This window comes from Paraburkholderia tuberum STM678 (assembly GCF_902833905.1).
GTDB lineage: Bacteria > Pseudomonadota > Gammaproteobacteria > Burkholderiales > Burkholderiaceae > Paraburkholderia > Paraburkholderia tuberum.
The window spans coordinates 110,913-133,811 of the sequence record NZ_CADFGP010000017.1; the positions used below are offsets into that span (position 1 = coordinate 110,913).

Consider the following 22,899-nt stretch of genomic DNA (forward strand, 5'->3'; position numbering starts at 1 on the left):
GAGCATAAAAAACGGCGCAGGATAAAACCCGCGCCGTTCTGCCTTTGGTGTCCGGCCAGCTCAACGCAACGTCGGCCTAAGTGACATCACTCGACTTCCACCGCCTCCGGATTCGGATTGCGCGGCGCCGGATGCTCGTCGAAGGTCAACTGCACCTTGTCGTCGGCATCGACGTCGACCGTCACGCGGCCGCCGTTCATCAGCTTGCCGAACAGCAACTCGTCGGCGAGCGCACGACGGATCGTGTCCTGGATCAGGCGCTGCATTGGCCGCGCGCCCATCAGCGGATCGAAACCGTGCTTCGCCAGATGCTTGCGCAGCGCATCGGTGAACAGCGCATCGACCTTCTTCTCGTGCAGCTGATCTTCCAGCTGCATCAGGAATTTGTCGACCACGCGCATGATGATTTCCTCATCGAGCGAACGGAAGCTGATCGTCGCGTCCAGACGGTTGCGGAACTCCGGCGTGAACATGCGCTTGATGTCGACCATCTCGTCGCCCGCCTCGCGGCGGTTCGTGAAGCCGATCACCGACTTGCCCATCGCCTCGGCGCCCGCGTTCGTCGTCATGATGATGATGACGTTGCGGAAGTCCGCCTTCCGCCCGTTGTTGTCCGTCAGCGTGCCGTGGTCCATCACCTGCAGCAGCACGTTGAAGATGTCGGGATGCGCCTTTTCGATTTCGTCGAGCAGCAGCACGCAGTGCGGCTTCTTCGTGATCGCCTCGGTCAGCAGGCCACCCTGGTCGAAACCGACGTAGCCCGGCGGCGCGCCAATCAGCCGGCTCACCGCGTGACGCTCCATGTACTCCGACATGTCGAAGCGGATCAGCTCGATGCCGAGCGTGAACGCGAGCTGCTTCGCGACCTCGGTCTTGCCGACGCCGGTCGGACCCGAGAACAGGAATGCGCCGATCGGCTTGTCGAGCTTGCCGAGGCCCGCGCGCGCCATCTTGATCGCGGCCGACAGCGCATCGATAGCCGGATCTTGACCGAACACGACGCTCTTCAGATCGCGGTCGAGCGTCTGCAGCTTGCTGCGATCGTCCTGCGACACGCTTTGCGCCGGCACACGCGCGATCTTCGAGATGATTTCCTCGATCTCGTTCTTGCCGATCGTCTTCTTCTGCTTCGACTTCGGCAGAATGCGCTGCGCCGCGCCCGCTTCGTCGATCACGTCGATCGCCTTGTCCGGCAAATGACGATCGGTGATGAAGCGCGCCGACAGCTCAGCCGCCGCCGACAGCGCACCCGACGAATACTTGACGCCGTGGTGCTCTTCGAAGCGCGATTTCAGCCCGCGCAGGATCGCGACCGTCTGCTCGACGGTCGGCTCGGTCACGTCGATCTTCTGGAAACGACGCGACAGCGCCGCGTCCTTTTCGAAGATGCCGCGATATTCGGTGAAGGTGGTTGCGCCGATGCACTTCAGCGTGCCCGACGAGAGCGCCGGTTTCAGCAGGTTCGACGCGTCCAGCGTGCCGCCCGACGCGGCGCCCGCGCCGATCAGCGTATGGATTTCGTCGATGAAGAGAATGGCGTGCGGACGCTCCTTCAGTTCCTTCAGCACCGTCTTCAGACGCTGCTCGAAGTCGCCGCGATACTTGGTGCCCGCGAGCAGCGCGCCCATGTCGAGCGAATACACCTGGGCATCGGCCAGGATGTCCGGCACTTCGCCGCGCGTGATGCGCCATGCGAGCCCTTCGGCGATCGCGGTCTTGCCGACACCGGCCTCGCCGACCAGCAGCGGATTGTTCTTGCGGCGGCGACACAACACCTGCACCACACGCTCGACTTCCGACTCACGTCCGATCAGCGGATCGATGCGGCCGTCCTTCGCCATCTGGTTCAGGTTCTGCGTGAACTGGGCGAGCGGCGTTTCCTTCTGCGCGGCGGCTTCGTCGGACTCGGCATTCGCGTCGCTCGCCTTCGCGGCGTCCGAACTGCTCGTCTTGGCGATGCCGTGCGAGATGAAATTGACTACGTCCAGACGCGTGACGCCCTGCTGCTGCAGGTAGTACACCGCATGCGAGTCCTTCTCGCCGAAGATCGCGACCAGCACGTTCGCGCCGGTCACTTCCTTCTTGCCGTTCGAGGTGGACTGCACATGCATGATCGCGCGCTGGATCACACGCTGGAAACCGAGCGTGGGCTGCGTGTCGACGTCGTCCGTGCCCGGCACGGTCGGCGTGTTGTCATGAATGAAGTTGCGCAGGTTCTGGCGCAGATCCTCGATATTGGCCGCGCATGCGCGCAGTACCTCTGCCGCCGTCGGGTTATCCAACAGCGCGAGCAAAAGATGCTCGACCGTTATGAACTCGTGCCTTGCCTGGCGCGCTTCCATGAACGCCATATGCAGGCTGACTTCCAGTTCCTGGGCAATCATGCTTCCTCCATCACACACTGCAGCGGATGCCCGGCCTGCCGTGCGTGGGTAACGACTTGCTCGACTTTGGTCGACGCGATGTCCCGCGTATAGACCCCACAAACTCCCCTGCCCTCGCGATGCACCTTCAACATGACCTGCGTTGCGGTTTCACGATCCTTATTGAAATATTCCTGCACGATCATCACGACAAATTCCATCGGCGTGAAGTCGTCATTCAGCAGCACCACCTTGTACATGGATGGCGGCTTGAGTTTCTGCTCCTGCCGCTCCAGTACGGTGCCGTCCTGCTTGTCCGGGATAATCGCCATACACCCATTCTAAACAACTAGGACAGGCCCGCAATCCTGTCAGAACCCGGCCGCCCGGCCGATGAGCCCGTTCGCTGCCACCCGGCGGTCACGACGCTGTCATGTTCGGCCTGGCTGCGCGTTTTCGACGGGCCGATTGCGGTGCCGGCCCCGATCCTCTCATGCGCGGCGCGTGCTGCACCGCGGTCGGATCGAGTATCGCACAACCTGCCGGTACTGGCTGCGAGCGCTCGCCGCGCTGGGCGTCGGCGCCGCGGGCACAGTCAGCATGTGAGTGGATTATGCGACTTTTCAAGCCACGCCGCTTGCGCCACCGCACATACGGAAGCGGTAAAAACCCTGGAAAGCGGCCTGTTTGCAACGCGACAACGACGTCTCAAAATTTTCTTGACACTCGAATAAAGAGCCCCAACAATCAAGCTGGCACTTTTTTCACCAAGCCATAATCTCGAAAAAATGCCGATGGTGAGCTTGTGAGGAGGGAACGACTGCCTCGCGTGGTCGTGGCTTTTCGAGGGCTCGTGGTAGTGACATGAGTTACAGGGGAAGTTGGAATGGCAACTGGTACGGTCAAATGGTTTAACGACGCAAAGGGTTTCGGATTCATCACGCCTGACGAGGGCGGCGAGGATCTGTTTGCACACTTCTCGGCCATCCAGATGAATGGCTTCAAGACGCTGAAGGAAGGCCAGAAGGTCACCTTCGAAGTCGTGCAAGGCCCGAAAGGCAAGCAGGCATCGAACATTCAGGCGCCAGCCTGAAACGTTTCGATACCCGTCCTTTTTGAAACCCGGCTCCGCGCCGGGTTTCTTTTTTGCGGCAGCTTTCTATTGCAGCGGATTTTCCGACCGGAAAGCCGCGCGAAAATTCCGGGTAAAAAAATACCCCGGCCGTTTGCTGGCGCCGGGGGTTTTATGCGAAACGGATAATCCCGGCGCGTCAATTACATATTTTCGATCATCACTTGCCCAAATGCCGAGCACGACACCTGGGTCGCGCCTTCCATCAGGCGGGCAAAATCGTAAGTAACGCGCTTTTGCAGGATCGATTTTTCCATCGAGCTGATTATCAGATCCGCCGCCTCGAACCAGCCCAGGTGGCGCAGCATCATTTCCGCTGACAGGATTTCCGAGCCGGGATTCACGTAATCCTTGCCCGCGTATTTCGGCGCCGTGCCGTGCGTCGCTTCGAACATCGCAACCGAATCCGACAGGTTCGCGCCCGGCGCGATTCCGATTCCGCCGACCTGCGCGGCGAGCGCGTCCGAGATGTAGTCGCCGTTCAGGTTCAGCGTGGCGATCACGTCGTATTCGGCCGGGCGCAGCAGGATCTGCTGCAGGAACGCGTCGGCAATCACGTCCTTCACGACGACGTCGCCGCCGGTCTTCGGATTCCTGACTTTCATCCAGGGACCGCCGTCGATCAGTTCCGCGTTGAACTCCTTCTGCGCGAGCGCGTAGCCGTAGTCGCGAAACGCGCCTTCGGTGTACTTCATGATGTTGCCCTTGTGCACCAGCGTGACCGAGCGGCGTTCATTGTCGATCGCGTACTGGATCGCCTTGCGCACCAGACGCTCGGTACCTTCGCGCGACACCGGCTTGATGCCGATACCCGACGAATCCGGAAAGCGGATCTTCTTCACGCCCATTTCTTCGCGCAAGAACTTGATGATCTTCTTCGCCTGTTCGGATTCAGCCGGCCATTCGATGCCCGCGTAGATGTCTTCCGAGTTCTCGCGGAAGATCACCATGTTGGTCTTCTCGGGCTCGCGCACCGGCGAGGGCACGCCCTTCAAATATCGCACCGGGCGCAGGCACACATAGAGGTCCAGTTCCTGGCGCAACGCGACGTTCAGCGAGCGGATGCCGCCCCCGACTGGCGTGGTGAGCGGCCCCTTGATCGACACGATGTATTCCTTGACCGCCTGCAGCGTTTCGTCCGGCAGCCATACGTCCGGGCCGTACACCCGGGTCGCCTTCTCGCCCGCGTAGATTTCCATCCAGTGGATTTTCTTCTTGCCGCCGTACGCCTTTTCGACCGCCGCATCCACGACCTTGAGCATGACCGGCGTGATATCCAGACCAGTGCCGTCGCCTTCGATGTACGGGATGATCGGCTCGTCGGAAACGTTGAGCGAGAAGTCGGCGTTGACGGTGATCTTATCGCCACCTGTCGGAATCTTGATGTGCTGATACGGCATGATCGGACTCCAGTGAAAGCTGTGCAAAAGCTGATGGGAGACTGCGAAAGAGACGCCCTCGCCGCGCAATGCCGAACCGCCGCGAGCGGCCTGGCCGCTATTCTAGCCCACGTCCCACGCGCGACGCGGCCGCCCCTCGCTCCGGGTTTTCCAACATAGACGGCCTCTCGAACGCGCCACGCTCCTCTATAAGATAGAAGAATCTGCGTCCCGGTTTATGCATTATCATCGCGCCGTATCGCTCTGCCGTATCGCTCTCCTATGCGCCTTCTCGCCCTCAACAAGCCGTTCGGCACCATCTGTCAATTTTCGCCACACGAGACGCGGACGTCGCTTGCCGACTGGGTCAGGCTACCCGGCGTCTATCCGGCCGGCCGGCTCGACTCCGATAGCGAAGGCCTGCTGCTGCTCACCGACGACGGCGCGCTGCAGGCGCGCATCGCCGAACCGCGTCACAAGCTCGTCAAACGCTATTGGGCGCAAGTCGAAGGCGCGCTCGACGACGCCGCGTTGAAAAAGCTCGCGCGCGGCGTCGATCTCGACGACTACGTGACACGCCCATGTCAGGCGACCTATGTTGAACCGTCCAGCTCGCTGTGGGCGCGCACGCCGCCGATCCGCTATCGCGCCGCGATCCCGACCACATGGATCGAGCTGTCGATCACCGAAGGCAAGAACCGTCAGGTGCGTCGCATGACGGCGGCGGTGGGTTTTCCGACGCTGCGTCTCGTGCGCGTCGGCATCGGTGCGCTTGACATTTTTTCACTCGGACTGCAACCCGGACAGAGCACGGAGTTGCGAGCGAACGCGCCATGGGATGGCGTCGCCTGAACATTATTTGACGATTGTTCGTTCATCGCCGCAACACCGCGTGCCGAACTCACGCACGCGCGAATCAGCCTGCACGTGCTCACTCCAAACCCGTTTCACGGCTGTGACAATCAAGCTAACTCGTTGTAGCAGCACGCAAAATAATGCGTGAAACGCAGGCCCGAAATGCGTGAAACAAGTGGGCTCGCCGCGAGCCTGCGCCACGCGGTTTGAGCGCGTGTCATCACGATCAAAATTTCCGCGCAATTCGCGTCAACCGCCGTACAACTCCACGCGTTATCCGACGCAGATGCCGCCGAAGCTATCCGGCATTCAGCCTTAAAGACATTTGCATACGCCGTTTTCGCGGCGAGTACGAAAGTCCGAACGCTAGCAGACGCGTCGAAAAATTTGTTCGATGCGGCTGTCAACCGAAAGGTGGATGGCACGTTTACCGACATGACTCTACATATGCCGGGTCATTTGGTTAATTAACTCAAGCTGAGGATTCACAAAATGAACAAACTGATCGCCGCTCTGGTCGCTGGCCTCTTCGCAACGGCAGCATTCGCACAAGCATCGGCACCGGAAGCAGCTCCGGCAGCTCCGGCAGCAGCTTCGTCGGCAAAGAAGACCACCAAGCACGCTCACAAGAAGTCGCACAAGAAGGCAGCAGCTGCAGCTTCGGCAGCTTCGGAGTAAGTTGCTTGTAAAAACGCAGTAAAGAACCAGCTTCATTGCCGTTCTTACGGCGTTGTAAGGCAGATCACCGCAAGGCGATCTGCCTTTTTGTTTTTGACGCGCTCGCGTAACATGCGCGAGTCAATTTCAGCAAGGAGTCTTGCCGTGCGATTTTCCATGCGCTCGTCGATGGCGCGTTTCGCCATTGCCGTAGCACTGCCGCTCGCGGCGCTGTCGTTCGTCGTCACCACGGCTCCCGCCCAGGCGCAGCAGATGCCGCCGGGCGCCAAGCAGCCGAGCGAGTTTCCGCGCGTCAAGCTGACCGCTGGCATGTTCGTGATCGACGCGGCCGTCGCCGCCAACGACGCGGACCGCGAACAGGGCTTGATGTATCGCACGAAGCTCGCGCCGAACGAAGGGATGCTGTTCGTGTTCAACGAGAACGCGGGCCACTGCTTCTGGATGAAGAACACGCTGATCCCGCTGTCGATCGCATTCATGCGCGCCGACGGCACGATCACCGACATCGACGAGATGCAGGCCGAGACCACCAACAACCACTGCCCAACGCACAACGGCGTGTTCGCGCTGGAAATGCCCAAGGGCTGGTTCTCGGCGAAGGGCATCAAGCCGGGCATGCAGGTCCAGGGCTTACCGCCGGTGCCGGGTATCACGCAGTAAGACCCTCACCGCCGGGCCGCGTGTCCGTGCAGCCCCGTATGGCCCCGGAGCGGCCTCTGAGCGGGGGCACCGTCCCGCCCACGCTGTCCCGCGAAAAGCCGGCGTCTCGACCCGAGGCGCCGGCTTTTTTTCGCCCGCTCAGCCCCGCGCCACCGGCCTTCGCGCCGGCTGGCAGGATTCATGCAAAAGACCAATCGACGCGCTATCCTTGTAATCTCGACAAGGTAACGCCAGATAAAGCACCACTCAGACTCCCCGGGCGGCCCACGCGGTCGCCCGGCATGCGTTTCAGGCGCGCCATTACAAGGAGATTCACGTGCCCCGCAAGACTCCCATCGAGCGCTACCGGAATATCGGCATCAGCGCTCACATCGATGCCGGCAAAACCACCACCACCGAACGGATCCTGTTCTACACCGGCGTGACCCACAAGATCGGCGAGGTTCACGACGGTGCGGCGACGATGGACTGGATGGAACAGGAGCAGGAGCGCGGCATCACGATCACGTCGGCGGCCACGACCGCGTTCTGGAAAGGCATGGCCGGCAACTATCCCGAGCATCGGATCAACATCATCGACACCCCCGGGCACGTCGACTTCACGATCGAAGTCGAGCGCTCGATGCGCGTGCTCGACGGCGCCTGCATGGTGTACGACTCGGTCGGCGGCGTGCAGCCGCAATCGGAAACCGTGTGGCGCCAGGCGAACAAGTACAAGGTGCCGCGCATCGCATTCGTCAACAAGATGGACCGCGTCGGCGCGGACTTCTTCCGCGTGCAGCGGCAGATCGGCGATCGTCTGAAGGGGGTCGCCGTGCCGATCCAGATTCCGATCGGCGCGGAAGAGCACTTCCAGGGCGTGGTCGACCTCGTCAAGATGAAGGCGATCTACTGGGACGACGACAGCCAGGGCATCAAGTTCGAGTACCGCGACATCCCGGCTGAACTCGCGGCCACCGCGAAGGAATGGCACGACAAGATGGTCGAGGCCGCGGCCGAGGCGAACGAGGAACTGCTCGAGAAGTACCTCGGCGGCGAACCGCTGAGCGAAGCCGAAATCAAGCACGGCATCCGCGCGCGCACGATCGCCAACCAGATCGTGCCGATGTTGTGCGGCAGCGCGTTCAAGAACAAGGGCGTGCAGGCGATGCTCGACGCGGTGATCGACTATCTGCCGTCGCCGGTCGACGTGCCCGCGATCACCGGTCACGACGAGCACGACAAGGAAATCGAGCGTCATCCCAACGACGACGATCCGTTCTCGGCGCTCGCCTTCAAGATCATGACCGACCCGTTCGTCGGTCAGCTGATCTTCTTCCGCGTGTACTCGGGCGTCGTCAACTCGGGCGACACGGTCTACAACGCGGTCAAGGAAAAGAAGGAACGCCTCGGCCGGATCCTGCAGATGCACGCGAACGAGCGCAAGGAAATCAAGGAGGTCTACGCGGGCGACATCGCCGCGGCCGTCGGCCTGAAGGAAGCGACCACCGGCGACACGCTCTGCGATCCTAACCATGTAATCATCCTTGAAAAGATGATCTTCCCGGACCCGGTGATCTCGCAGGCCGTCGAACCGAAGACCAAGGCCGACCAGGAAAAGATGGGCATCGCGCTGAACCGTCTCGCGCAGGAAGACCCGTCGTTCCGCGTGCAGACCGATGAGGAATCCGGACAGACGATCATCTCCGGCATGGGCGAGCTGCACCTCGAAATCCTGGTCGACCGGATGAAGCGCGAGTTCGGCGTGGAAGCGACCGTCGGCAAGCCGCAGGTCGCGTATCGCGAAACCGTGCGCAACAAGGTCGAGGACGTCGAAGGCAAGTTCGTCAAGCAGTCGGGCGGCCGCGGTCAGTATGGCCACGCGGTGATTACGCTGGAGCCGTCCGAGCAGGGCAAGGGCTACGAATTCGTAGACGCGATCAAGGGCGGCGTGATTCCGCGCGAATTCATCCCCGCGGTCGACAAGGGCATCGTGGAAACGCTGAAAGCCGGCGTGCTCGCGGGCTATCCGGTCGTCGACGTGAAGGTCACGCTGACGTTCGGTTCGTACCACGACGTCGACTCGAACGAAAACGCGTTCCGCATGGCCGGCTCGATAGCGTTCAAGGAAGCGATGCGCAAGGCGAAGCCCATCCTGCTCGAACCGATGATGGCCGTCGAGGTGGAAACGCCCGAGGACTTCATGGGCAACGTGATGGGCGACCTGTCGAGCCGACGCGGCATGGTGCAGGGCATGGAAGACATCGCGGGCGGCGGCGGCAAGCTGGTGCGCGCGGAGGTGCCGCTCGCCGAGATGTTCGGCTATTCGACGTCGCTGCGCTCGGCCACCCAGGGCCGCGCGACCTACACGATGGAGTTCAAGCATTACGCCGAGACGCCGAGCAATGTCGCCGAGGCCGTGATCAACACGAAGAAACAATGACGCTGACGCGGCGGCGTTGAGCGCGACAAGCCGAAGCCCGCTCTCTGTGAGCGGGCTTTTTTTATGGCGCCGTTTGCATCGTCGAGCCACGCACCCGTTTTTTGAACGTGCCAGAATGTTGATCAGCCATGCGGCACGCGCCTGAATCGTAAGACCGAAGCGCACGACTCGAACGCGGCACGCCAGCCGAGGAGGAGACACGATGAGCCACGATCACGAACATCCGCATTACCGGGCCGAGCACGACGCCGCCGAAGCCAGCCAGCAGATCGACTGGCGCGAACACGGCGTGAAGGTCATCCGCGGCGATCAGCTCGACACCAACACCGCGCAAACGCCGGGCATGAACCGCGCGGCCGCGATCAACGCGGCGCGCGTCGGCGCGCAGAAAATCTGGGCCGGCACCGTGACGATCCATCCGAATGCGAAGACCGGCGCGCATCATCATGGCGCGCTCGAAAGCGTGATCTACGTTGTGCGCGGCCAGGCGCGCATGCGCTGGGGCGAGCATCTGGAATTCACTGCCGAGGCCGGTCCCGGCGACTTCATCTTCGTGCCGCCCTATGTGCCGCATCAGGAGATCAACGCGAGCACCGACGAGCCGCTCGAATGCGTGCTCGTGCGCAGCGACAACGAAGCGGTCGTCGTCAATTTGAACATCGACGCTGTGGAGCAGCCGGAAACCGTCTACTGGGTCGATCCGATCCACAAGCATCCGCACGATCACTAAGCCGCTCATCAACCTATCCATTCATCCGCTTGTGCCACATGACGCCTAACGCCTCGCTGCGCCCTCGCCTAGTCGCGCTCTACGCGATGCTGCTCGCCGCCAACCTCGGCGCATGGCTGTGGGCGCTAATCGCGTTTCGCCACTACCCGCTGCTGCTCGGCACCGCGCTGCTCGCGTATGGCTTCGGTCTGCGTCATGCGGTCGACGCCGACCACATCGCGGCGATCGACGCCGTTACGCGCAAGCTGATGCAAACCGGCATGCGACCGGTCGGGATCGGGCTCGCGTTTTCGCTCGGCCATTCGACGATCGTGATCGCGGCGACGATCGGCATCGCCTGGACCACGCATTCGCTGAATGGACGCTTCGAGAGCTTCAAGGAAGTAGGTGGCACGCTCGGGACACTGGTTTCCGCGTCGTTCCTGCTGGTGCTCGCGGCGGTCAATCTCGTGGTCCTGCGCGACGTGTGGCGCCGCTACCGGCACACGCAACGTGGCGACGCTGCGACCACGGCGTCAGCCGATGCGCTCGCCCCAGCCGGGCTGCTGTCGCGCGCATTGCGGCCGCTGTTTCGGCTGGTCACGAAAAGCTGGCACATGTATCCGGTCGGCGTGCTGTTCGGTCTCGGCTTCGACACCGCGACCGAGATCGGCCTGCTCGCGATCGCTGCGTCGCAGGCCAGCACTGGCCTGCCGCTCTATTCGATCCTCGTGTTCCCGGCGCTCTTCACGGCCGGCATGACGCTTGTCGATTCGACCGACAACGTGCTGATGGTGCACGCGTACGGCTGGGCGATGGACGACCCGAAGCGCAAGCTTTACTACAACGCGAGCATCACGTTCGTGTCGGCGATGGTCGCGATCGTGATTGGCGGCGTCGAGGCGCTAGGGCTGCTGTCGGATCGCTTGGGCTGGAGCGGCGGGGTGTCGGATGCGATCGTCGGAATCAACGATCATTTCGGCGCGCTCGGCTATGCGATCGTCGCGGCCTTCATGGCGTGCTGGATCGGCTCGGTGCTGTTTCATCGCTGGAGACGGCCGGATACGGCGGCACGATAAGTGACCTGGCCTACCGGGAAACCGATCTACACCGTAGGTTTCTTTGAGCGTTCCACCTTGTGGAGTTCGAAACCGCATTTCGCACCGTGTTGCTCCGCCAATCCGTCCGCAATCGCGGCCGCCCCTCGCGAGCACGCGTCCGGTAACCGTTGTGACGACGACACACCGCGCGTCATTTATCGGCCGATCGACTAGCGCGGCGCGCCCGCGGTGCGCCAGAGCCGCGAGCAATCGCTTACACTGAGACCGCTCTGCACAGCGTTGCCCTTTCGCGATCGCGGCCCCACCACATCCCATCGCCCATCGGAAGGCGCGCTGCCCTCGCGCCGTCGCGCGGCTCGCGCGACGCCTCCGAACCAGTAACAGAACGGGTTGGACACGCCATCGATGAAAACGCCAGCGGACCGATTTCTCGCACCTGACGCATTGGACGCAGCCCGCCTCGCAGCCGACGCCTACGGCAACCACGCCCTCGACGAGTTTGTCGCCGGCCGCATCACGCGCCGCGAGCTGCTACGACATGCGAGCGTGATCGGTCTGTCGCTCGCGGGTGGCGGCCTGCTCGGCGCGCCGCGAGCGCGGGCGCAAGGTGCACCGCCCACGTCGAACCAGACGATCCGCGTCGCGCATCTGACGCCGGCGGGCGCCGTCGATCCGCTGACGGTGACTGACGCCGCGAGTCTCGCGCTGCTGAACCAGACCGGCGAATTCCTGATCGACGACGACGGCGAGAAGCTGATGCTGAAGCCCGCGCTCGCGCTGTCGTGGAAGCCGAACGACAAGGGCGACGTGTGGACCTTCAAACTGCGCCAGAACGTGAAATTCCACGACGGCCAGAGCTTCGGCGCGAAAGATGTGGTCGCGACCTTCGACCGTCTCGCCGATCCCGCGAGCGGCTCGGCCGCGCTATCGGTACTAAAGGGCGTGCTGTCGAAAGGCGGAGCGAAGGTCGTCGACGAACACACGGTGGAGTTTCATCTCGACGCGCCGACCGGCAATTTCCCGTACTACGTTTCCTCGGATAATTACAACGCGGTGATCCTGCCCGCGAACTTCGCGGGCAACTACGAAAAGAGTTTCATCGGCACGGGTCCGTTCAAATTCGAAAAGTATCAGCCGAAGGTTGGCGCGTCGTTCGTGCGCAATCCCGACTACTGGGGCGAAAAAGCGTTACCGCAACGCGTACAGTTTTCGTTCTACGCCGACGAGCAGGCTCAACTGCTCGCGTTGCAAGGCCATCAGGCCGACGTGATGGGCACGTTCACCGTGCAGGGCGGCGCGGCCATCCTGAACAATCCGGACTACAAGGCGGTCGGCGTCAAGTCGAGCGCGCACCGCCAGATTCACATGCGCAACGACAGCCCGCTCTTCAAGGACAAGCGCGTGCGTCAGGCACTCGCGTTGTCGCTCGATCGCGACGTGATCGTGCGCGGTCTCTTCAAGGGTCGCGCACAACTCGGCAACGACAGCCCGTTCGCGCCGGTGTTTCCATCGTCGGATGCGGGCGTGCCGCAACGCAAGATCGACGTCGCGAAGGCGAAGCAACTGCTCGCGCAGGCTGGCGTGCCGAATGGTTTCGACGTCACGCTGACCACCGAAAAATACATGGAGATCCCCGACCTCGCAGTCGTCGTGCAGAACGCCGCGAAGGCGATCGGCGTGCGCATCAATCTGAAGGTCGAGAGCCAATCGCTCTACTACGGCGCGGGCACGCCGGGCAAATCCGACTGGCTCGACTCGCCGCTCGGCATCACCGATTACGGCCATCGCGGCGTGCCGAACGTGTTCCTCACCGCGACGCTGACGAGCAACGGCACATGGAACGCCGCGCACTTCAAGAATCCGCAATACGATCAACTGGTCGCGCAGTTCGTCGCGGCGATCGATCTCGCCACGCAAAAGAAAATCTCCGGGCAGATCCAGACGCTATTGCTCGACGAAACGCCGCTGATCATCCCGTTCTTCTACGATCAGCTGATCGCGATGCGCAAGGGTGTGAACGGCGTGCGCTTCACTGCGCTCGCGCAACTGTATTTCGATCGCGCGACGCTCAGCGCGTAAGCAGCGCGCTGTCCGTCTCGCTTTTCGCAGGAGAACTCACGATGTCGGCTCCGGCGCCCTCTCCCGCCTCGAATACATCGCGTCCGCCGCGCGCGAGGAACGGCAACGCGGGCCGCGTCGCGCGTTTTCTCGCGACGCGCGCGGGTCTTTCGCTGATCACGCTGTGGCTGCTGTCGGTGATCGTGTTCGCGGGCGGCCAGCTGCTGCCCGGCGATATCGGCCGCGCGGTGCTCGGGCCGCTCGCCGATGCGCGCGCGGTCGCCGCGCTCGATCATCAGCTCGGCGCCGACCGGCCGCTGCTCACGCAATACATCGACTGGATCACGCATTTCGTGCGCGGCAACATGGGGCTGTCGTACGCGTATCGCGAACCGGTCAGGCCGTTCATCGCCGATGCGCTCGGGCATTCGGCGAAGCTCGGTCTGCTCGCGTTCATCGTCGTCGTGCCGCTCGGCATCGCAGGCGGCGTGTGGTCGGCGATGCATGCGGGGCGCTGGCTCGATCGCACGATCAGCATCGCCGGTTTGTCGGCGACCGTGGTGCCGGAGTTCGTGTCGTCGATCGTGCTGATTCTCGTGTTCGGCGTGTGGCTGCGCTGGCTGCCCATCGAGGCCTCATCTCCGCCCGATGCGAGCGTGCTCGAACAGCTGCGCCATCTGGTGCTGCCGGTGCTGCCGCTCGTCCTCGTGTTCTTCGGCTACATCGCGCGAATGGCACGCGCGGGCACCGTCGAAGCGCTCGACGCCGACTACACGCGCACCGCGATCCTCAAGGGCCTGCCGCGCCACGTCGTGATCTGGCGGCACGTGCTGCGCAATGCACTGCTGCCGACGATCACCGTCGCCGCCACCCAACTCGGCTACATGATCGGCGGACTCGTGGTGGTCGAGACGCTGTTCCGCTACCAGGGCATCGGCTCGCTGATCTACAACGCCGCCAAGGCGAAGGATTTTCCAATGCTCGAAGCGGGCGTACTGACGATCGGCGTCGTCTATACGCTCGCGAATCTGGTTGCCGATGCGCTGCACGTGCTGCTCAATCCGCGACTGCGGGTGAGGACCGCCGAATGAATGCGACCGTGCCGCCGGCTTCATCGACGCCACCAGGCTCGCCCGCGCCAGGCGCACCGGGCTCCGAGCCGCGTTTCCCGCGCCTCCTCCTGCTGCTCGGTTCGCCGACCTTCATCGTGGGCGCGCTGATCGTCGCGTGGTGGATCGTCTGCGCGATCGCCGGGCCGTGGTTCGTGCATCTCGATCCGTACGCGTCCGATCCGCTCAATTCGCTGACGCCGCCCGATCGCACGCACTGGTTCGGCACCGATCAGCTCGGCCGCGACGTATTCTCGCGCGTGATCGTCGGCGCGCGCGACATCCTGACGATCGCGCCGCTCGCGACACTGCTCGGCACCGCGGCGGGCACCGCGCTCGGCCTGGTGGTCGGCTACTTCGACGGCTGGGTCGACGACGTCATCGGCCGCATGATCGACGCGGTGCTCGCGCTGCCGCTCGTGATCGTCGCGCTGCTCGCGCTCGCCGCGGTCGGTGCGTCGAACTTCACGGTGATTCTCGTGATCGGCACCACCTTCACGCCGATAACAGCCCGCACCGTGCGCGCCGCCGTGTTCGCAGAGCGGCATCTCGACTATGTGGCCGCCGCGCAGCTGCGCGGCGAACGCGCGCCGTACATCATGTTCGCGGAGATCCTGCCGAACGTGCTGCCGCCGATCGTCGTCGAAGCAACGGTGCGGCTCGGCTATGCGATCTTCGCGGTCGCGACGCTGTCGTTTCTCGGCTTCGGCATCCAGCCGCCGTCGGCCGACTGGGGGCTCGCGCTGTCCGAGTCGTACACGTTGATGGCGGGCGGCGCGTGGTGGACCGTCGTGTTTGCGGCGGGCGCGATCGCGTCACTGGTGGTCGGCGTCAATCTGATCGCCGACGGCGTGCAGGGAGTGCTCGACCAATGAACGGCCCACCGCCCTCCTCGTTCGCGGCGTTCGACGTGTCGAAAAGCGATCGCACCGATGCGCTGACCGTGGTCGGCCTGACGGTCACCTACCGGATCCGCGGACGCGATCGCGAAGTGCTGCAGGACGTATCGTTTCGCGTGCGACGCGGCGAGGCGTATGGGCTCGTCGGCGAATCCGGTTGCGGCAAGTCGACCGTGGCAATGGCGACGCTGCGCTATCTGCCGCGCAATGGCAAGGTGAAGGCCGGCAAGATCGTAATCGCCGGTGAGGACGTGCAGAAGCTGGGTGCCGACGCGCTGCGCAGCATGCGTGCGACGACCGTCTCGATGGTCTACCAGGACCCGGGGCGCGCACTGAATCCATCGCTGACGATCGCCCGTCAGGTTTCCGAAGCATTCGAGGCGGCCGGCGTCGCGCGCGACGAGGCGCTGCAACGCACGCTCGAGATACTCAAACGCGTCCGCATCGCGGCGCCCGAGCGCGTGATGAACAGCTATCCGCATCAATTGTCGGGCGGCATGCAGCAGCGCGTCGTGATCGCGATGGCGCTCGCGTCGAACCCCGCGCTGCTGATTCTCGACGAACCGACTACCGGCCTCGATGCGACCGTCGAAGCGGAAGTGCTCGACCTCGTCGCACGGTTGCGCGAGGAACTCGGCACCGCGGTGCTGTTCATCAGCCACAACCTCGCGGTGATCGGCCGCATGTGCGAACGCGTCGGCGTGCTGTACGCGGGCAAGCTGGTCGAGGAAGGCGCGACCCAGGACGTGTTCGCGCGGCCGCGTCATCCGTACACGGTCGGGTTGCTGCGCTGCCTGCCGACGGCCGGACGCAGCAAGGACAGCGAGCGGCTCGATACGATCGCGGGCGGCCTGCCTCTGCCGGGCTCGGTCACGCAGGGCTGCATCTATGCGGAGCGCTGCCGTCTCGCCGACGAGCGCTGCCGCCGCGACGCGCCGCCGCCCTATCGCCTCGGCGCCCGGCATGGCGATCAGATGGCGCGCTGCCACTATCACGAGCGTGCGATCGAACTGCCGCGTGCGACATCGAGCGCGGCGCCGGTGGCGGCCGCATCATCCAACGCGGCGCCGCGCGCGCCCTCTGGGCCGGTCTTGCGCGCCCGGAACCTGTCGAAAACATTCCACGTATCGGGCGTCCCGCTGCGCGCGGTCGACGACGTGTCGCTCGAACTCGCGAGCGGCGAGACGCTCGGCCTCGTCGGCGAATCGGGCAGCGGCAAGACAACGCTCGCGCGACTGCTGCTCGGCCTGCTCGCACCCGATGCCGGCAGCCTGCTCGAACTCGACGGCGCCCCGCTCGCCGCGCGCGTCACGCGACGCAGCGACGAGCAGCTGAAATCGCTGCAGATCGTGTTCCAGAATCCGGACTCGGCGCTCAATCGCGCGCATTCCGTCAAGCGGCTGATCGGCCGTGCGCTCGCGCGCTTCACCGCGCTGCGCGGGCCGGAGATCGACGCACGGCTCGCCACGCTGACGGACGCCGTGCGGCTGCCCGAGCGCTATCTGGATGCACGTTCGCGCCAGCTTTCGGGCGGACTCAAGCAGCGCGTCGCGATTGCGCGCGCGTTCGCCGGCGAACCGCGCGTCGTCGTGTGCGATGAGCCGACTTCATCGCTCGACGTGTCGGTGCAGGCCGCGATTCTGAACCTGCTCGCCGATCTGCAGCACGAGCGCGGCGTCAGCTACGTATTCATCTCGCACGATCTGCACGTGGTCCGCTATGTGTCGGATCGCATCGCGGTGCTCTACCTCGGCCGGCTGCTCGAAATCGGCCCGGCGGCGGCCGTGTTCGATGGACCGCAGCATCCCTATACCGAGGCGCTGCTGTCCGCCGTGCCGACACTGCCGGGCGACGGCGCGTCCGGCGAGGTGCATCAACGTACGCGTATCCGTCTCACCGGCGAGTTGCCCGGGCCCGGCGCGATGCCGTCGGGCTGCGTGTTTCACACGCGCTGTCCGCGCAAGCTCGGCGCGATCTGCGAGCAGCAGGACCCGCCGTTTCTCGACGCGGACGACGCCGCCGATCCGTCTTGCGCGCACCGGATTCGCTGCCATATTCCGGTCGCCACACTTCGCGAGCTGCAAAGCGAGCCGCGCGACGACAACGCGGGCGACCCGACGAATGGCGGCACCTCCGACGATGCGTCGGAAAACGCCAGCTAGCGTCGACTCGAACCTCATCGACGCACACCGCCCCTCTTAACGAATCCCGCGTCGGAACACGCTTTTGCGTCCGCGCGTTTCATCGTCGCAACGTTTTGAGGCGTTTTTCCGGCGTGCGCATCGCACATCCCGATATCGCCCGTGTCGCTTCAAGGCTTTGCGGCGCGTGGCATGGATATCGCTAAATTAACAGCCAGAGATTCGAAGCCAAACCGGGCGCGCAACGCCGCGCATATCCGCACGACGAGCGTCACCACGCGATGGCGCGACCTCGCGCGATCAGCACGGCAGCGACGCACGGACAACTTCGACACAACGGACCGGGGGTTCGACAAGACCCGCGTGCAGACAGGTCGGCCGCTGCTGGAGCAGTTCGCGAAGGCGGCAGCGAGGGACCGTCCTTCGCTCTGGAGACGCGCGATGAAGACCGGAAAATCAGATCAGTACTACTGTGCAATGATGCGCAGCGCGGTGGTCCTCGCGGGGGTCGCGGTGTTGGCGGGCGGGACCGCGTACGGAGCGTCGACGGACGTGATCCCTCGCTGGATTGTGCTGGCCGACGCGTTGCGGGCGCAACCCGGCGATTCAACGCCGCTGCTGCTCGCGCGGAACGACGGCGCGGCAACCGGCGCCGAGGCTGGCACGGCCACAGCCGCCGACGATGCCGCCTCGGTGTTCGCGCCGGCCGGCTGCGGCGGGCTCGGCGGTCCGGGCTGCGGGCGGCTCGGCGGCGGCATTGGCAACGGCGGCGGTAATGGCGGCGCGGCGGGTTCGAGCAATAGCGGTGCTGGCGCAAGCGGCAACAGCGGCGCCGGGGCGGCGGGTTCAGGGAGCGGAAGTGGGAGTGGCGGTAAGGGAAATAGCGGTAGTGGAAGCGGAGGTGGAAGCGGAGGTGGAAGCGGAGGTGGAAGCGGAGGTGGTGGCGGCGGCGGAGGCGGCGGAGGCGGCGGAGGCGGAAGCAGCGGCGGCAGCGGGAGCGGCGGCTGCGGTTGCGGAGGCTCCAGCGGTGGCCCTAGCGGTGGTTTCGGCGGTGCGAATGGTGGTGGCTTCGGTGGTGGCTTCGGTGGCGGGTTCGGCGGAGGCTTTGGCGGAGGCTTCGGCGGCGGTCACGGAGGCAAGGGTGGCGGCAGTGGCAACGGTGGCGGGAACGGGCACTAGGCGTCGCCCGTTGCCCCGGGTAGGGAGCCCCGCGCCCTACCCGCCGGCGACATGTCCCGGCATACTGTCCGCTATCCGCTGGCAACGGCGGTGATGTCCCGATCCCCCGGTCGGGCGTCACCGCCGGAGGCCGGTCGGAGCGGCCCGCCCGCCTTCGGCGCGCGCTGACGGAATGGCTCGGAGCGCGCGCGAGCTGCGCCTCGCGCCATCGCGCGAACCGCACCGCGAGCGGCGGAAACACAACCTCCATTGCGTGCGAGTGTTATGGAACCAATCCGAGACGACCGCCTCATATCAAATTCATCGTTCGATATGAGGGCCCACAACATGCATAGAAGCGTCCCCCCCGCCGCGACCCGTACGGCAGCCGCCGTGCTGACCGCTGCCGCCCTGGGCCTCGCATCGCTCGCCAATGCGCAAACACCCGCGCAGCCAATGGCGCAAACCTTGTCGCAAGCGGCGCCACCGGTCGATCCGAGCTTCTCCGCCTACTCGCTCGTCCAGAGCTGCAAACAGCGCCACGACAACGTCGCGCAAGGGCAATGCGTCGGCGCGATCCGCGGCATCATCCACGGTTATCAATACGGCGTGCTGTTCCTCTCGCAACGAGCAACCCTCCCCGCCAACGAAACGCAGCGCGTGTCGCTATGCCTGCGCGACGTGGCGGTGTCGTCGATCGTCGACGACTTCCTCGCCGATGCCGCCCAGGTGCCGGACGACGCGCTGCAGCACACCCCCGCCGAAGTCGCCGTGCTCGGCTCCGTGCATCAGCACCATCCCTGCACCTGAGCGCCGCGTCAGCGCGAGCGGCGTCATCGACGCCCACAGCGCTTCGAGCCTCGCGCGCCGCCGTTGCGCAACGGACGGCGGCCGCGCCGGCACTTACAACATCTCCAGCGCACGCTTGCCGCGCGGCGGCTTGAAGTACGCGTCGAGCGCGGCGAGTTCGCCGGCTTCCAGCACCAGTTGCGACGCGCGATGGTTGTCGCGCACATGCTCGACGCGCGCCGCCTTCGGAATCGCGCACACATTGGGCTTGCCCAGCACCCACGCGAGCGCCACCTGAAACACCGAGACGCCGCGCGCGTCGGCGATATCGTCGAGCGGCGAGCGTTTCGGCAGCCGCGCATGATCGACCGGGCTGTACGCCATCGCCGGCATGCCGCGCGCGGCGAGCCACGGCAACAGATCGAACTCCGGCCCGCGCCGCGCCACGTTGTACAGAATCTGGTTGGTCGCGCACGCGTCGCCGCCTGGCGTCGCGACGAGTTCTTCCATGTCGTCGGTATCGAAGTTGCTGACGCCCCAGTGACGGATCTTGCCCGCGCGCCGCAGCGCCTCGAAGCCGTCGACGGTGTCCGCGAGCGGCACCGAACCACGCCAGTGCAGCAGATACAGATCGAGCCGGTCCGTTTTCAGACGCTTCAGGCTCTGCTCGCACGCGGCGATCACGCCGCGCTGGCTGGCGTTGTGCGGATACACCTTGCTGACCAGAAACACCTTGTCGCGCAAACCCGCGAGCGCTTCGCCGAGCAGCGACTCGGTCGCGCCGTCGCCGTACATTTCGGCGGTATCGATCAGCGTCATGCCGAGTTCGATGCCGCAGCGCAGCGCAGCGATTTCCGCCGCGCGTCGTGCCCGCTGCTCGCCCATTTCCCACGTGCCCTGCCCCAGTGCTGGCATGCGCTCGCCGCCCGGCAGGCTCACGCTTGCGATCTCGCTCGTCATGCTGACTCCTCGAAAGTGGCTCGATCCAGATGCGATGCGCTGGCCCGCCGCCTCATCGCGCAACGCATGCTACTCAAATCCTGGCGACGAGTTTAGCGGCTCCGCGGCCTCAGAACGGCGCGCCTGGCAAAAGCCCGCTATAACAGGACGCGCCGATGTTTTAAAATTGCCGCTTGCCCATCTTGCGTGAGCCCCATGACCTCTGCCTCGGAAGACCGCTGGCGCGACCTGCGCCCGGACCCGGAAAACGACACGCCGCTCTATCTGCAACTTGCCCGCAAGCTCGGCAGCGCGATCCACGAAAACCGCTGGAACGCCGGCGAGGCGCTGCCTTCGGAGCGCGTGCTGTCGGAGGCGCTCGGCGTGTCGCGCATCACGTCGCGCAAGGCGATCGCGCTGCTCGTGGAGCAGGGTTTGATCCGCCGCACCCAAGGCGCGGGCAGCTTCATCACGCCGCGCTACGAAGATCCGTTGTCGCGTCTGTCGAGCTTCAGCGAAATGCTGCGGCGGCGCGGCTTCACGCCGAGTTCGAAGTGGCTGTCGCGCGAAATCTCGCCGGCCAATCGCGACGAGGTGATCCAGCTGGGTCTGTCGCCGGCCGCAGCGGTCACGCGGCTGCGGCGGCTGCGGCTCGCCGACGGCATCGTGATGGCGGTCGAGAATTCGACGTTCCCGGCCGCGGTGATTCCCGATCCACAGGCAATCGGCGACTCGCTGTACACGTATCTGGAGAATCGCGGACTGACGATCGTGCGCGCGTTGCAGCACTTCCGCGCGGTGAACGCGAGCGACGAGATCGCGCAGCAGATGAGCATCGCGCCGAACGAGGCGTTGCTGTTGATCACGCGCGTGGGTTATACGGCGGATCAACGCGCGATCGAACTGACGGACACGTACTGCCGCAACGATTACTACGACTTCGTGGCGGAGTTGCGAAAGTAAGCTGCGACGCGGTGGGCGGTTAGGTACGCCGCGTTCCCAACCTGAACGCGCCGCCCGCTCCAACCGTCACGGCCACCGGGCTTCGTGCGCGCCGATGCGCGCCGGCGGCAGCGCATAAAACGCAGGCGTCTGCTCCAGTTCCTCCGCCGGCAGCACGCCAAGCACACGCCCGAACTCCGATTGCACGCTCGCGACGCAATCGCGCACGTCGTCGAGCGACACCTCGGGCGCCTGCTGCCCATCGGCCAGCAGCCCGAACGACCGCAGCCAACGCCCCGTCTGCGCAAGAGACACCTTCACATGCCAGCTGCCGCCCTCGCGAGCGCGCCGCGCGAGCGCGACCATCGCGCCGAACGCGGCCAGATAGCCGGTCGCGTGATCGAGCGCCTGACACGGCAGATGCCGCGGCTCGGCTGAACCCGCCGCCGCGCGCTCGGTCCACGCGATGCCGCTCGCCGACTGCACCAGACTATCGAAGCCGCGTCGCTGCGCCCACGGCCCTGTGTGCCCGTACGCGCACACCGAGATATAGACGACGCCGGGCCGCAGCCGTGCCAGCTCGTCCGGCCCGAAGCCGCGCGCCTTGAGCGCGCCCGGACGATAGGCCTGCAGGAACACGTCGGCATCGCGCGCGAGTCCGCGCAACGTGTCGCAGCCTGCCGCCTCGCGCAGATCGACGATTGCCGAACGCTTGCCGCGGCCGTTGTCGATCACGAGCGGCGCGATGTTCGGCAGATGCGGCCCGTTGATCGTCAACACGTCCGCGCCATGATGCGCGAGCGCGCGGCCGGCCACCGGTCCCGCGATGATCCGCGACAGATCCAGCACCCGCACACCCGCGAGCGGGCGGTCGATACCAGGCTCGGCGTCAGCGGCGGCGTGGCGCGGCGGCTCGGCGGGGGCGTCGCCGATGCGCTCGATCTCGAACAGCGGCAAGCGCGCGATCGCTTTGGCCTGCTCGAGCGCGGCCCATTCGTCGGGCGTGCGAATCAAGGCGGCGCACAGGCCCGCGTCGGCGAGCGTTTGATCGAGCGTCGCGCCTTCCCAGCCGCGAATCGCGGCCGCCACCGAGTGCCGCCCATTGTCACAGCCGAGCACCTCGAGCACGCCCTTCAAGTGATGCGCGAAATTCGTATGCAGCTGGATCCATCGGCCGTCGCCCGTTTCATAGAAGCCGGTGACCGGATCGCGCAGCGCGGGCGGCGGCCCATCGTCGATCCGCAAATAGCGTTCGCTGCGAAACGCCGCCAGCGCGCGACGCATCTGCACCGACACCTGTTGCAGGCGAGCGCTGCGCAAGCGCCAGTATTCGGCGGCGGCGAGGCCCGTCGCGGCGATGGTCGACGCCGCGAGGCTGCCGACACGGTAGACCGACGGCAAGCCGGGATCCGCGCCGGCGAGCGACACGGCGTGCAGCGCGACCGGATCGCAGCCGGCGAGGGTCCAGATGTGCTTGAGGGCGAGTTCGGGCGTCATGGGATCGGGCGCGCTGGCCGCGCGGACAGGAAGCAGGTACACCGAGTCTAAATTTGCACCTTGCCGCAATCAATGTTGATTATGATAATCAATATATATTGATTTCTT

Annotated in this window: 19 protein-coding genes; 14 read left to right on the plus strand and 5 right to left on the minus strand. The window is 64.9% G+C overall.

Translation table 11 applies throughout. The features are described 5' to 3' along the window. Positions 1 to 86: 86 nt before the first annotated feature. Together clpA and clpS are read right to left on the minus strand one after the other, a co-directional pair. On the minus strand, positions 87 to 2,384 hold the full coding sequence (clpA, locus tag HWY30_RS17100) for an ATP-dependent Clp protease ATP-binding subunit ClpA (RefSeq protein WP_090801577.1): 2,298 nt from the start codon (positions 2,382 to 2,384) through the stop codon (positions 87 to 89). Continuing rightward, positions 2,381 to 2,695, minus strand: a complete 315-nt coding sequence (gene clpS / locus HWY30_RS17105) for an ATP-dependent Clp protease adapter ClpS (RefSeq protein WP_008919570.1) — start codon at positions 2,693 to 2,695, stop codon at positions 2,381 to 2,383. Before clpS ends, clpA begins: the two co-directional genes overlap by 4 nt. Before the next feature lie 554 nt (positions 2,696 to 3,249). Here clpS and HWY30_RS17110 point away from each other — a divergent pair. After that, the gene (locus HWY30_RS17110; protein WP_007180614.1) at positions 3,250 to 3,456 is read left to right on the plus strand and encodes a cold-shock protein; all 207 of its coding nucleotides are present in this window, start codon (positions 3,250 to 3,252) and stop codon (positions 3,454 to 3,456) included. Between the two features lie 182 nt (positions 3,457 to 3,638). Here HWY30_RS17110 and icd read toward each other — a convergent pair whose 3' ends face one another. Continuing rightward, positions 3,639 to 4,895 carry an NADP-dependent isocitrate dehydrogenase gene (gene icd / locus HWY30_RS17115; protein ID WP_090801579.1) on the minus strand — a complete coding sequence of 419 codons (1,257 nt, stop codon included), beginning with the start codon at positions 4,893 to 4,895 and terminating at the stop codon, positions 3,639 to 3,641. Between the two features lie 261 nt (positions 4,896 to 5,156). On the opposite strand from icd, the gene HWY30_RS17120 reads away from it, so the two are divergent. The 12 genes from HWY30_RS17120 (at position 5,157) to HWY30_RS17175 (ending at position 19,434) form a co-directional block, all read left to right on the plus strand. After that, positions 5,157 to 5,726, plus strand: a complete 570-nt coding sequence (locus HWY30_RS17120) for a pseudouridine synthase (protein ID WP_090801580.1) — start codon at positions 5,157 to 5,159, stop codon at positions 5,724 to 5,726. A 495-nt stretch (positions 5,727 to 6,221) separates the two neighbouring features. Beyond that, entirely contained in the window at positions 6,222 to 6,407 is a 186-nt protein-coding gene (locus tag HWY30_RS17125; protein ID WP_090801582.1) for a hypothetical protein, read from the plus strand. 144 nt (positions 6,408 to 6,551) lie between these two features. After that, complete coding sequence (locus tag HWY30_RS17130) at positions 6,552 to 7,067, plus strand: DUF192 domain-containing protein (protein WP_176078905.1); 516 nt, start codon at positions 6,552 to 6,554, stop codon at positions 7,065 to 7,067. A 316-nt stretch (positions 7,068 to 7,383) separates the two neighbouring features. Further along, positions 7,384 to 9,489: an elongation factor G gene (gene fusA / locus HWY30_RS17135; RefSeq protein ID WP_090801583.1), complete on the plus strand. Its 2,106-nt coding sequence runs from the start codon at positions 7,384 to 7,386 to the stop codon at positions 9,487 to 9,489. A gap of 202 nt (positions 9,490 to 9,691) precedes the next feature. Continuing rightward, positions 9,692 to 10,219 carry a cupin domain-containing protein gene (locus tag HWY30_RS17140; protein WP_090801585.1) on the plus strand — a complete coding sequence of 176 codons (528 nt, stop codon included), beginning with the start codon at positions 9,692 to 9,694 and terminating at the stop codon, positions 10,217 to 10,219. Between the two features lie 38 nt (positions 10,220 to 10,257). Further along, a complete protein-coding gene (locus HWY30_RS17145) occupies positions 10,258 to 11,277 on the plus strand; it encodes a HoxN/HupN/NixA family nickel/cobalt transporter (protein WP_090801586.1) in 1,020 nt (339 codons plus the stop codon). A gap of 387 nt (positions 11,278 to 11,664) precedes the next feature. Continuing rightward, positions 11,665 to 13,338: an ABC transporter substrate-binding protein gene (locus HWY30_RS17150; protein ID WP_090801588.1), complete on the plus strand. Its 1,674-nt coding sequence runs from the start codon at positions 11,665 to 11,667 to the stop codon at positions 13,336 to 13,338. A gap of 41 nt (positions 13,339 to 13,379) precedes the next feature. Beyond that, a complete protein-coding gene (locus tag HWY30_RS17155) occupies positions 13,380 to 14,408 on the plus strand; it encodes an ABC transporter permease (RefSeq protein ID WP_090801589.1) in 1,029 nt (342 codons plus the stop codon). After that, positions 14,405 to 15,301, plus strand: coding sequence for an ABC transporter permease (locus HWY30_RS17160; protein WP_090801591.1), 897 nt, complete (start codon positions 14,405 to 14,407; stop codon positions 15,299 to 15,301). The genes HWY30_RS17155 and HWY30_RS17160 overlap by 4 nt, the downstream gene beginning before the upstream one ends. Then, positions 15,298 to 17,487, plus strand: a complete 2,190-nt coding sequence (locus HWY30_RS17165) for an ABC transporter ATP-binding protein (protein WP_090801592.1) — start codon at positions 15,298 to 15,300, stop codon at positions 17,485 to 17,487. Before HWY30_RS17160 ends, HWY30_RS17165 begins: the two co-directional genes overlap by 4 nt. A gap of 420 nt (positions 17,488 to 17,907) precedes the next feature. Next, entirely contained in the window at positions 17,908 to 18,645 is a 738-nt protein-coding gene (locus HWY30_RS17170) for a hypothetical protein (RefSeq protein ID WP_090805440.1), read from the plus strand. A 327-nt stretch (positions 18,646 to 18,972) separates the two neighbouring features. Beyond that, positions 18,973 to 19,434 carry a Rap1a/Tai family immunity protein gene (locus tag HWY30_RS17175; RefSeq protein WP_090801594.1) on the plus strand — a complete coding sequence of 154 codons (462 nt, stop codon included), beginning with the start codon at positions 18,973 to 18,975 and terminating at the stop codon, positions 19,432 to 19,434. Positions 19,435 to 19,527: 93 nt separating this feature from the next. Here HWY30_RS17175 and HWY30_RS17180 read toward each other — a convergent pair whose 3' ends face one another. Beyond that, the gene (locus HWY30_RS17180) at positions 19,528 to 20,373 is read right to left on the minus strand and encodes an aldo/keto reductase (protein ID WP_090801596.1); all 846 of its coding nucleotides are present in this window, start codon (positions 20,371 to 20,373) and stop codon (positions 19,528 to 19,530) included. A gap of 195 nt (positions 20,374 to 20,568) precedes the next feature. On the opposite strand from HWY30_RS17180, the gene HWY30_RS17185 reads away from it, so the two are divergent. Beyond that, positions 20,569 to 21,315 (plus strand): GntR family transcriptional regulator, encoded by a 747-nt coding sequence (locus tag HWY30_RS17185; protein ID WP_013090333.1) that lies wholly within the window; start codon positions 20,569 to 20,571, stop codon positions 21,313 to 21,315. Between the two features lie 66 nt (positions 21,316 to 21,381). On the opposite strand, the gene HWY30_RS17190 is transcribed toward HWY30_RS17185, so the two are convergent. Beyond that, positions 21,382 to 22,791, minus strand: a complete 1,410-nt coding sequence (locus HWY30_RS17190; protein ID WP_090805441.1) for a CoA transferase — start codon at positions 22,789 to 22,791, stop codon at positions 21,382 to 21,384. Positions 22,792 to 22,899: the final 108 nt, after the last annotated feature.

Excerpts from the sequence above, each read along its gene's own strand:
- HWY30_RS17185 (WP_013090333.1), top strand. The coding sequence starts at position 20,569 with ATGACCTCTGCCTCGGAAGACCGCTGGCGCGACCTGCGCCCGGACCCG.
- clpA (WP_090801577.1), bottom strand. The coding sequence starts at position 2,384 with ATGATTGCCCAGGAACTGGAAGTCAGCCTGCATATGGCGTTCATGGAA.
- HWY30_RS17125 (WP_090801582.1), top strand. The coding sequence starts at position 6,222 with ATGAACAAACTGATCGCCGCTCTGGTCGCTGGCCTCTTCGCAACGGCA.
- HWY30_RS17160 (WP_090801591.1), top strand. The coding sequence starts at position 14,405 with ATGAATGCGACCGTGCCGCCGGCTTCATCGACGCCACCAGGCTCGCCC.
- HWY30_RS17140 (WP_090801585.1), top strand. The coding sequence starts at position 9,692 with ATGAGCCACGATCACGAACATCCGCATTACCGGGCCGAGCACGACGCC.
- HWY30_RS17110 (WP_007180614.1), top strand. The coding sequence starts at position 3,250 with ATGGCAACTGGTACGGTCAAATGGTTTAACGACGCAAAGGGTTTCGGA.
- HWY30_RS17165 (WP_090801592.1), top strand. The coding sequence starts at position 15,298 with ATGAACGGCCCACCGCCCTCCTCGTTCGCGGCGTTCGACGTGTCGAAA.
- HWY30_RS17120 (WP_090801580.1), top strand. The coding sequence starts at position 5,157 with ATGCGCCTTCTCGCCCTCAACAAGCCGTTCGGCACCATCTGTCAATTT.
- icd (WP_090801579.1), bottom strand. The coding sequence starts at position 4,895 with ATGCCGTATCAGCACATCAAGATTCCGACAGGTGGCGATAAGATCACC.
- HWY30_RS17145 (WP_090801586.1), top strand. The coding sequence starts at position 10,258 with ATGACGCCTAACGCCTCGCTGCGCCCTCGCCTAGTCGCGCTCTACGCG.
- HWY30_RS17155 (WP_090801589.1), top strand. The coding sequence starts at position 13,380 with ATGTCGGCTCCGGCGCCCTCTCCCGCCTCGAATACATCGCGTCCGCCG.
- clpS (WP_008919570.1), bottom strand. The coding sequence starts at position 2,695 with ATGGCGATTATCCCGGACAAGCAGGACGGCACCGTACTGGAGCGGCAG.
- HWY30_RS17175 (WP_090801594.1), top strand. The coding sequence starts at position 18,973 with ATGCATAGAAGCGTCCCCCCCGCCGCGACCCGTACGGCAGCCGCCGTG.
- HWY30_RS17150 (WP_090801588.1), top strand. The coding sequence starts at position 11,665 with ATGAAAACGCCAGCGGACCGATTTCTCGCACCTGACGCATTGGACGCA.
- HWY30_RS17180 (WP_090801596.1), bottom strand. The coding sequence starts at position 20,373 with ATGACGAGCGAGATCGCAAGCGTGAGCCTGCCGGGCGGCGAGCGCATG.
- HWY30_RS17170 (WP_090805440.1), top strand. The coding sequence starts at position 17,908 with ATGAAGACCGGAAAATCAGATCAGTACTACTGTGCAATGATGCGCAGC.
- HWY30_RS17190 (WP_090805441.1), bottom strand. The coding sequence starts at position 22,791 with ATGACGCCCGAACTCGCCCTCAAGCACATCTGGACCCTCGCCGGCTGC.